The following is an 11,632-nucleotide window of genomic DNA, read 5'->3' as shown; positions in this document are numbered from 1 at the left end:
CAGGAGGCTGACGTAGATGACGGGTGACATGGCGGGCAAGCCGGCGCTGGCGATCGAGGACCTTCCCCGGTTGCTCGCCGCCGTCGCGGAGATCGAACCCGACCGCGTCGCCCTCACCGACGGAGACACCCGTGTCGGCTACGCGCGCCTGCGCGACGAGATCGCCACGCTCGACACCGCCATGGGTGGCGCGCTCGGTTTCGACGCGCTGTTCCCGGTCGTCCTGTCGAACATCGCGCCCGCTCTGCTGGGTGCTCCGGGTCTCGCGGGGGTGGTCGACGCCCTGCTGGCCGACGCCGTCGAGGTCCTCGGCGACGATGCAGCAGCACCGGCCACGGTCGATCCCGACACACTGGTGGCGCGTTTCGACGCCCAGGTGGCGCGGACCCCCGAGGCGGTCGCTCTCGAGTTCGACGGGCAGGCCCTGACCTACCGCGAATTCGATGCCCGCGCCAACCGTCTCGCACGTCACCTCATCGGTCTCGGTGTGGGCCCCGACGCACGGGTCGGTCTCGCCGTCCGCCGGTCGTTCGACCTGCTGGTCGGCATGTACGCGATCGTCAAGGCCGGTGGCGCCTACGTGCCGCTCGACCCCGACCATCCGGCCGACCGCCTCGCCTACGTCCTCGAGATCGCCGAGCCGGTCGCCGTCGTCACCACCGAACGCGACGCCGTCGATCTCCCCGGTTCCGTCCCGGCGCTGACGATCGACACCCTCGACCTGTCCGAGATCTCCGACGAGCCGATCACCCCGGAGGAGCGCCGCGGCGCGCTCACGGCCGATCACCTCGCCTACGTCATCTTCACGTCGGGTTCGACGGGACGACCCAAGGGCGTCGCCGTCGAGCACCGGGCGATCGTCGCGAACATCGATTGGCGCCAGTCCGAGTACGGGATGCGCGCCGACGACGTGGTGCTGCAGAAGACGCCGTTCACCTTCGACGTGTCGGTCTGGGAGTTCTTCTGGCCGCTGCAGGTGGGCGCCCGCCTCACGATCGCCGTGCCGGACGGGCACCGCGACCCCGCCTACCTCGCGCAGACGATGATCGAACGCGGTGTGACGATCGCGCACTTCGTGCCGTCGATGCTCGCCGTCTACCTCACCGAGCCCACCGCCGCGTCGGTGAGCACCCTCCGCTACGTCTTCGCGTCCGGTGAGGCGCTGCCCCCGCAGACCGTCGCCCGCTTCTACGAGATCTCCTCGGCGCGTCTGCACAACCTCTACGGGCCCACCGAGGCCGCGGTCGACGTCACCTACTTCGCGACCTCGGCCGACGACACCGTCGTGCCGATCGGTGCCGCCGTGGCCGACACCGGCCTCTACGTCCTCGACGAGGGCCTGCGTCCCGTCCCGGACGGTGTCGAGGGTGAGCTCTACCTCGCGGGCGTCCAGCTCGCGCGCGGCTACCTCCGTCGCCCCGATCTGACCTCCGATCGCTTCGTCGCCGATCCGTTCGGCGAGCCCGGCGACCGCATGTACCGCACCGGCGACCTCGTGAAGACGAACGACGACGGACAGATCGAGTACATCGGCCGCACCGACTTCCAGGTGAAGCTGCGCGGTCTGCGCATCGAACTCGGCGAGATCGAATCGGCGCTGCTCGACCACCCGGGCGTGCGGCAGTCGGTCGTCGTCGTGCACTCCGACCCCACGCTCGGCGACCACCTCGTGGCCTATCTCGTCACCGACGGCCGCGACATCGAGCGGTCCGAGCTCGCCGACGCCGTGCGCCGGCGCCTGCCCGACTACATGGTGCCGTCGCTGTTCGTCGAACTCGACGAGTTCCCGCTCGGCGGCAGCGGCAAGCTCGACCGGAAGGCGCTGCCCACCCCGGACTTCAGCTCCCTGCAGCGCGAGTACCGCGCACCGTCGACGGCCACCGAGCACGCCGTCGTTGCGGCGTTCGAGCAGGTCCTCGGCGTCGAGCGGCTCGGTGTCGACGACGACTTCTTCGAACTCGGCGGCAACTCGCTCAGTGCGACGCGGGTCGTCGCGCGGCTGAGCGCCGACCACAAGGTCCGCATCGACGTCCGTGAGTTCTTCGATGCCCCGACCGCGGCCGAACTGGCCTCGCTCGTCGACGCCGCCATGGCCTCGGGCGGCGACGGACGCGCACCGCTGGTCCCGCAGGTGCGTCCGGAACTGGTGCCGTTGTCGCTCGCGCAGCAGCGGATGTGGTTCCTCAACCGCTTCGAGCCCGAATCGGCGGTCAACAACATCTCCGTGGCGATCCGCCTGTCGGGGGCACTCGACGCGGCGGCCCTGCAGGCCGCGGTGACCGACGTGCTCGGCCGGCACGAGTCGCTGCGGACGGTCTACCCGGACGTCGACGGCGTGGGCTACCAGCAGGTGCTGCCGGTGGACGAGGTGGTGCCCGACCTGACGCCGGTCGCTGTGGCGGAGTCCGATCTGATCGCCCGGGCAACCGAGATCGTCGGCACCGGCTTCGACGTGACGACGCAGGTCCCCTTCCGGGCCCGGTTGTTCGCCGTCACCGAGACCGGGACCGCGGCCGAGCACGTGCTGGTGCTGGTCGTGCACCACATCGCGTCCGACGGTTTCTCGATGGGTCCGCTGACCCGCGACGTCGTGACGGCCTACGCCGCACGCGTCTCGGGCGACGCCCCGCAGTGGGAGCCGCTCGCCGTGCAGTATGCCGACTTCGCGATCTGGCAGCGGGAAGTGCTCGGCTCGGAGGACGATCCGGAGTCGATCATCTCCTCGCAGGTCGCGTTCTGGCGGGAGACCCTCGCGGGTCTGCCCGAGCAGCTCGATCTGCCGGCAGACCGTCCGCGACCGGCCGTCGCGAGCTACCGCGGTGCCTCGCACCGGTTCGTCCTGGGCTCCGAACTCCGTTCCGCCGTCCGCGATCTGGCCCGCCGCACCTCCACCACCGAGTTCATGGTCGTGCACGCGGCGCTGGCCGTGCTGCTGGCGCGTCTGTCGGGCACCGACGACATCGCGATCGGCACGCCGGTGGCCGGTCGTGGCGACGCGGCGCTCGACGATCTGGTGGGCATGTTCGTCAACACCCTGGTGCTGCGCACCCGGGTGGAGGGTGGCGAGTCGTTCGAGCAGGTGCTCGGCCGGGTGCGCGGCGCCGACCTCGAAGCGTTCGGGCAGGCCGACCTGCCGTTCGAGCGGCTCGTCGAGATCATCGACCCCGAGCGGTCGACGGCACGTCACCCGTTGTTCCAGGTGCTCCTCGCGTTCCAGAACCTCGACGCCGACTCCCTCGAACTGCCCGGCCTGACCGTCTCGGCGCTCGACGTCGACGCGGCACTGGCGAAGTTCGACCTGCAGGTCACCGTCTCGGACGACGCCACCGCCGAGGGCTATCTCGTCGACCTCACCTATGCCACCGATCTGTTCGACGCCCGGACGATGGAGTCCTTCGCCGAGCGCCTGACCCGGATCCTCACCGCGGTCGTCACCGAACCCGCACTCCCGGTCGGTGATGTCGCGCTGCTCGACGACGCCGAGCGCACCGATGTGCTCGCCACGTGGAACGCCACCGAGCACGAACTCGGCGATGCCCGGACCCTGGCGGAGTTGTTCGCCGAGCAGGTCCGGCGGTCGCCGGGTGCGGTCGCGGTGGAGTTCGAGGGCGAGTCGCTGACCTACGGCGAGTTCTCCGAGCGTGTGAACCGTCTTGCGCGGCATCTGATCTCGCTCGGTGTCGGGCCGGAGGCGTCGGTGGGTCTGGCGATGCGCCGCTCGCTGGATCTGCTGGTCGGTATGTACGCGGTCGTCACGGCCGGTGGTGCCTACGTGCCGATCGATCCGGATCAGCCCGACGATCGCAACGGTTACATCCTCGACACGGCCGCTCCCGTGGTGGTGCTGACCACCGAGCGCGACGGATTCTCCGTGCCGGCCACGGCATCGGTGCCGTCGCTCGCGATCGACGGGCTCGACCTGTCCGCGACCCCGGCCGAGCCCGTCACCGACGCCGATCGCGTCGCGCCGTTGCGACCGTCGAACACCGCGTACTCGATCTTCACCTCCGGTTCGACGGGACGCCCGAAGGGTGTGGCCGTGGCCCATGCCTCGGTCGTCAACCAGATCCGGTGGATCACCACCGAATACGGGATCGGCCCCGACGACGTGGTGCTGCAGAAGACCCCGTTCACCTTCGACGTGTCGGTGTGGGAGTTGTTCGGCACCCTGGCCGTCGGTGCGCGCATGGTGATCGCGGTTCCGGACGGTCACCGCGACACCGCTTATCTCGGCACCGTCATCCGTGAGCGTGCGGTGACGGCGACCTCCTTCGTCCCGTCGATGCTCGCGGTGTTCGCGGCGTCGGTGTCCGCCGACGACTGCGTGTCGTTGCGCACCGTGCTCGTCGCCGGTGAGGCGTTCCCGCTGTCGGTGGCCGAGCAGTTCTTGCGGATCAGCGACGCCGAGCTCCACAACCTCTACGGCCCCACCGAGGCCACGGTGCACGCCACCGCCCGCCCGGTCGCAGGAACGACGGGCGGTTCCGTCGCGATGGGTGCTCCGGTGTGGAACACCCGCGCCTACGTGCTCGACTCGCGGCTGTCGCCGGTTCCCGCCGGTGTCGTGGGCGAGTTGTATCTCGCGGGCGTGCAGGTGGCGCGTGGCTACGTCGGCCGCCCCGATCTGACCGCCGAGCGTTTCGTCGCCTCGCCCTTCGGCGACGGTGAGCGCCTGTACCGCACGGGCGACCTCGTGCGCTGGAGCAACGACCGCAGCGGCGATCTCGAGTACCTCGGCCGCACCGACTTCCAGGTCAAGCTCCGCGGTCTGCGCATCGAGCTCGGGGAGATCGAGACCGCGCTGCTCGACCACACCGGGGTGTCGCAGGCCGCCGCGCAGGTGCGCCGCGATCAGCTCGTCGCGTACGTGGTTCCGGCCCCCGACACGACCTTCGACCGCGACGCCGCGCAGGCCGCGCTGAGCGCGGTGCTGCCGGCCTACATGGTGCCGTCGCAGTTCGTGGTCCTCGATGAGATGCCGCTCGGCAGCTCGGGCAAGGTCGACCGGAAGGCGCTGCCCGACCCGGTCTTCGAGGCTCGCGGCTTCCGTGCACCCACGACCCCGGTCGAGGGGGTCGTCGCCGGCGTGTTCGCCGACGTCCTCGGTGTCGACCGTGTCGGACTCGACGACGACTTCTTCGCCCTCGGCGGCAACTCGCTGATCGCGACGCAGGTCGTCGCGCGCCTCGGTTCCGAACTGGGAACCGTTGTGCCCGTTCGTGTCCTGTTCGAGGCGCCGGGTGTGGCCGCCCTCGCCGCCCGCGTCGAGCAGAGTGAGGCCCAGGGCCGCACGCCGCTCGTCGCGCAGGAACGTCCCGAGCGGGTCCCGCTGTCGCTCGCGCAGCAGCGGATGTGGTTCCTCAACCGATTCGAACCGGAATCGGCCGTCAACAACATCCCCGGCGCGATCCGGTTGACCGGTGCCCTGGACGTCGAGGCGTTGCGCTCCGCGGTGGTCGACGTGCTCGGCCGGCACGAGTCGTTGCGGACGATCTACCCGGACGTCGACGGTGTGGGCTACCAGCAGGTGCTGCCGGTGTCCGAGGTCGAACCCGACCTCACGCCGGTCGACGTCGCCGAGACGCAGTTGGTGCAGAGCATCACCGATCTCGTCTCGTCCGGCTTCGACGTCTCCACGCAGGCACCCTTCCGGGCGCAGCTGTTCGCGGTGTCGGCGACCGAACACGTGCTCGCGCTCGTCGTGCACCACATCGCCGCCGACGGTTTCTCGATGGGCCCGCTCACCCGCGACATCGTCTCCGCCTACGCGGCCCGCGCCGCCGGCGGCGAACCCGGCTGGGAGCCGCTGCAGGTGCAGTACGCCGACTTCGCGATCTGGCAGCGGGAGGTGCTCGGCTCGGAGGACGATCCGGAGTCGGTCATCTCCTCGCAGGTCGGTTTCTGGCGGGAGACGCTCGCGGGTCTGCCCGAGCAACTCGACCTGCCGGCCGACCACCCGCGCCCTGCCGTCGCCACCAACCGGGGTGCCCTGCACGAGTTCACCATCGACGAGACGCTGCACGACCGCATCGTCACGCTCGCCCGCGAACGCAACGCGACCCCGTTCATGGTGGTGCACGCCGCGCTGGCCGTGCTGCTGGCGCGGCTGTCGGGCACCGACGACATCGCGATCGGCACCCCGGTGGCCGGTCGTGGCGACGCGGCGCTCGACGACCTGGTGGGCATGTTCGTCAACACTCTGGTGCTGCGCACCCGGGTGGAGGGTGGCGAGTCGTTCGAGCAGGTGCTCGGCCGGGTACGCGGCGCCGACCTCGAAGCGTTCGGTCACGCCGACCTGCCGTTCGAACGACTCGTGGAGGTGCTCAACCCTGAGCGCTCCACCGCACGCCACCCGCTGTTCCAGGTGATGCTGTCGTTCCAGAACCTCGAGACCGGCACGCTCGAACTTCCGCGGCTGACCGTCGAGGCCGTCGACCTCGACATCGCGACCGCCAAGTTCGACCTCCAGTTCGTCGTCACCGAGACGCCGACCGCGACCGGTGCCGCCGAGTACTCGGTGGGCCTGACCTACGCCACCGATCTGTTCGACACCCGCACCGTCGAGCGCATCGCCGAGCGCTTCGTCCGTCTCCTCGATGCGGTCACCGGTGATCTCTCCGCCGCGATCGGTGATGTCGACCTGCTCGACGACGCCGAACGCGTGCAGGTCCTCGAGCAGTGGAACGACACCGACCACGCGCTCGACGGCACCTCGACCCTCGTCGATCTGTTCGCCGAGCAGGTCCGGCGGTCGCCGGATGCGGTCGCGGTGGAGTTCGAGGGCCAGTCGCTGACCTACGGCGAGTTCTCCGAGCGTGTGAACCGTCTTGCGCGGCACCTGATCTCACTCGGCGTCGGCCCCGACGCGCGGGTGGGTCTGGCGATGCGTCGCTCGCTCGATCTGCTGGTCGGCATGTACGCGGTCGTCACCGCCGGTGGTGCCTACGTGCCGATCGACCCGGACCAGCCGGAGGATCGCAACGGCTACATCCTCGACACCGCCGCTCCCGTGGTGGTGCTGACCACCGCTCGCGACGGATTCTCCGTGCCGGGGGAGAGGTCCGTCCCGAGCCTGCTCGTCGACACCCTCGACCTGTCCGCGACGGCGTCCGATCCCGTCACCGACGCCGAGCGGACGTCCCCGCTGCGGGCGTCGAACACCGCCTACGTCATCTTCACGTCCGGGTCCACCGGACGGCCGAAGGGTGTGGCGGTGCCGCACGGCGCGATCGTCAACCGCCTGCGCTGGATGCAGCACGAGTACCCGCTCACCGGCGCCGACGTGGTGCTGCAGAAGACCCCCTTCACCTTCGATGTGTCGGTGTGGGAGTTCTTCTGGCCCTTGCAGATCGGTGCCCGACTGGTGGTCGCCGTGCCGGACGGTCACCGCGATCCGCGGTACCTGACCTCGGTGATCGAGCGCCGCGGCGTGACCGTCGTGCACTTCGTGCCGTCGATGCTCGCGGTGTTCGTCGCCGAGGCGTCGGCCGACGAACTCACGTCGCTCCGCCACGTCTTCGCCTCCGGTGAGGCGCTTCCGTCCGCACTGGCCGCACGCACGCGGGCACTGCTGTCCGACGCCGGCCTGCACAACCTCTACGGCCCCACCGAGGCGGCCGTGGACGTGACCTACCACGAGGCCACCGACGCCGACACGGTCTCCGTGCCGATCGGTGCCCCCGTGTGGAACACCCGCGTCTACGTCCTCGACGAGCGTCTCGCACCCGTGCCCGTGGGGGTCGCGGGAGAGCTCTATCTCGCGGGCACCCAGCTCGCGCGCGGGTACATGCAGCGCCCCGACCTCACTGCCGAGCGCTTCGTCGCCTCGCCGTTCGGCGACGGTGAGCGGTTGTACCGCACCGGCGACCTCGTGCGCTGGACGGAGGGGACCGGCGAACTCGACTACATCGGCCGCACGGACTTCCAGGTCAAGCTCCGCGGTCTGCGCATCGAACTCGGTGAGATCGAGACCGCGCTGCTCGCCCTCGACGAGGTCGATCAGGCCGTCGTGCTCGTCCGTCAGGACCAGCTCGTCGCCTACGTCGTCCCGCAGGCCGGTGCGACCTTCGATCAGGTGGCGGCCGGTGCGGCACTGTCCGCACAGTTGCCGGCCTACATGGTGCCCGCCACCTACGTGCTCCTCGACGCCATGCCGCTCGGTGCGTCCGGCAAGCTCGACCGCAAGGCACTGCCCGACCCGGTCTTCGAGGTCAAGGAGTTCCGCGCTCCCACCACGTCCACCGAGCAGGTCGTGGCGTCGATCTACTCCGAGGTCCTCGGTGTCGACCGCCTCGGCCTCGACGACGACTTCTTTGCCCTTGGCGGCAACTCGCTCATCGCCACCCAGGTGGTCTCCCGCATCGGTGCCGCGCTGAACGCCACCGTGCCGCTGCGCCTGCTGTTCGAGGCCTCCACCGTGGAAGAGCTTGCGGCGCGCCTCGAACGCGGGGTCTCCGGCGGTCCGCGCCGGCCCCTCGTCGCCACCGAACGACCCGACCGGGTTCCGCTGTCGCTCGCGCAGCAGCGCTACTGGTTCCTCAACCAGTTCGACACGGCGTCCTCCGCGGTCGACAACATCCCGATCGCCGTGCGGCTCGTCGGTACCCTCGACGTCGAGGCACTCCGTGCGGCAGCACGCGACGTCATCGCGCGGCACGAATCGCTCCGCACCATCTACCCGGATTCGCCGGAGGGCCCGCACCAGGTGGTGCTCCCGCTCGACGGTGCGCTGCCCGAACTCGTCGTGCGCGAGGTCGCGGAGGCCGAACTCGAACCCGAGATCGTCGCCTTCATGTCGACGACCTTCGACGTGACCTCCGAGGTGCCCGTCGCGGTGCGCATCTTCCGCGTCAGCGACGACGAGCACATCCTCGCGCTGGTCGTGCACCACGTGTCGGCCGACGGCGCGTCGGTCGGCCCGCTGACCCGCGACCTGATGACGGCCTATGCGGCGCGCTCGCACGGCGACGCCCCGGCATGGGAGCCGCTGCCCGTGCAGTACGCCGACTACGCGCTGTGGCAGCGCGAGGTGCTCGGCAGCGAGGACGATCCGGAATCGCTGGCCGCGAAGCAGGTCGAGTACTGGAAGCAGGCCCTCGCCGGCCTGCCCGACCAGCTCGATCTCCCGTCCGACCGCCCGCGTCCGCCGAGCCAGAGCTTCCGCGGCGAATCGTTGCAGTTCACGATTTCGCCCGAACTGCACCGCGGCCTGCAGGACCTCGCGCGGTCGAAGAACGCGACGTTGTTCATGGTCGTCAACGCGGCCTTCGCGACCCTGCTGGCGCGGCTCTCGGGTACCCGCGACATCGCGATCGGCACCCCGATGGCCGGTCGCGGCGAGCGCGAGCTCGACGACCTGATCGGCATGTTCGTCAACACGCTGGTCTTCCGCAGCGACGTCGACCCGGCCCAGTCCTTCGAGCGACTCCTCGAAGGCACCCGTGAGACCGACCTCGGTGCCTTCGCGAACGCCGACGTGCCGTTCGAACGCCTGGTGGAAGTGCTGAACCCGGTGCGCTCGACCGCCCGCAACCCGCTCTTCCAGGTGGGTCTGTCGTTCCAGAACCTGGCGCGTACCCAGCTCGAACTGCCCGGTCTGACGGTGAGCTCCACCGATTTCGAGCTGCAGCTCGCCAAGACCGACCTGCAACTCACGGTGTTCGACCACTACGACGACGACGGTGCGCCCGACGTCATCGACGCCACCTTCACGTACGCGACCGATCTGTTCGACGAGTCGACGGTCGAGGGCTTCGCGCAGCGCTTCGTGCGTGTCCTCGAGGCGATCGTCACCGACCCGGCCACGGCCGTCGGCGACATCGACATGCTCGACGGATCGGAGCGGGTCGAGATCCTCGAGTCGTGGAACGCCACCGACCGTGCGGTCGAGCAGACGTCGACCCTGGCGGATCTGTTCGACGAGCAGGTTTCGCGGGTGCCGGATGCGACGGCGTTGGTGTTCGAGGGCGAGTCGCTGACCTATGCGGAGTTCGATGCGCGGGTCAATCGTCTTGCGCGCAGGTTGATCTCGGAGGGTGTGGGTCCGGAGTCGACGGTGGCGCTGGCGATGCGTCGTTCGGTCGAGTTGCTCGTCGGTATGTATGCGGTGGTCAAGGCCGGTGGCGTCTACGTGCCGGTCGATCCCGATCAGCCGGACGATCGCAACGCCTACATCCTCGACACGGCTGCTCCGGTGGTGATCCTGTCCACCGAGCGCGACGAGTTCACGGCACCGGGGGAGAAGTCTGTCCCCACCCTGCTGCTCGACACCCTGGATCTGTCCGAACTGTCCGCGGCGCCGGTGGCCGATACCGAGCGGGTCGCGCCGCTGCGTGCGACGAACACGGCGTACGTGATCTTCACGTCGGGTTCGACGGGTCGGCCGAAGGGTGTGGCGGTGCCGCACGCGGCGATCGTCAACCAGTTGCTGTGGAAGCGTGAGCATTTCGGTCTCGGTGCCGATGATGCGGTGTTGTTGAAGACGGTGGCGACGTTCGACCTGTCGGTGTGGGAGTTCTGGTCGGCGCTGGTCTCCGGCGGCCGGGTGGTCATCGCGTCGGCGGACGGTCATCGCGATCCGGCCTATCTGAACCGGTTGCTGACCGAGCAGTCGGTGACGACGCTGCATGTGGTGCCGTCGATGCTCGAGGCTCTGATGGTCGATGCGGGCGGCACCCTCACGCCGTCCCTGCGGCAGGTGTTGGCGATCGGTGAGGCCCTCCCGCCGGCCACCGCGAGGCGGTTCGTCGAGCACAACGCCGCCCGGTTGGTGAACCTGTACGGTCCGACCGAGGCCGCGGTGTCGGTCACCGCCGGTGATGTCACCGACACCTCGGGTGCGTCGGTGCCGATCGGTGTGCCCGAGTGGAACACCCGTGTCTACGTGCTCGACGAGCGTCTGCATCCGGTTCCGGCCGGTGTCGCCGGCGAGTTGTATCTGGCCGGTGCGCAGCTCGCACGTGGTTACTTCGGGCGCCCGGATCTGAGTGCGGAGCGGTTCGTCGCCTCGCCGTTCGGTGACGGGGAACGCTTGTACCGCACGGGCGACCTGGTGCGGTGGACCCGTGACGGGCAACTGGATTACCTGTCGCGCACGGACTTCCAGGTGAAGGTGCGTGGTTTCCGCATCGAGCTCGGTGAGATCGAGTCCGCCCTGCGTGCGATGGATGCGCTGCGTGATGTCGCGGTGATCGCCCGGGAAGACGAGCGGGTCGGCACCCAGCTCGTCGCCTACGTCGTGCCCACCGAAGCCGACACCCTGGACGTGGCGACGGTCAGGAGCGACCTGGCGACGCAGGTGCCCTCGTACATGGTCCCGTCGGCGTTCGTGACGCTCGACGCGTTGCCGCTGAACGTCAACGGCAAGCTCGACCGCAGGGCCCTGCCCGAGCCGGTCTTCGAGACCCGTGAGTTCCGAACCCCCGTCACGCCGGCCGAGCAGGCCGTCGCCGCGGTCTTCGCCGAGGTGCTCGGCGTCGAACGGGTCGGTCTCGACGACGACTTCTTCGAACTCGGCGGCAACTCGCTGCTCGCCACCCAGGTGGCCTCCCGGCTCGGAGCCGCACTCGGTGCGAAGGTTCCGGTGCGCGCCCTCTTCGAGAACACCACCGTCGAATCGCTCGCCGGTGCGGTC

Annotated in this window: 1 protein-coding gene (running past one end of the window); it reads left to right on the top strand. The window is 69.7% G+C overall.

Annotated elements, in window-relative coordinates:
- The first annotated feature begins 16 nt into the window (after positions 1-16).
- Positions 17-11,632 carry the 5' end (the start) of a non-ribosomal peptide synthase/polyketide synthase gene (locus AC0LPE_RS17420; RefSeq protein ID WP_490604887.1) on the top strand. 17,967 nt of this gene lie beyond the right edge of the window, so only the first 11,616 of its 29,583 coding nucleotides appear in the window; the start codon lies at positions 17-19; its stop codon lies beyond the right edge, outside the window.

It is taken from the genome of Rhodococcus sp. S3, from assembly GCF_058211795.1.
Note: the sequence above shows the minus strand (reverse complement) of the source record. Positions and strands in the feature narration are given on the sequence as shown.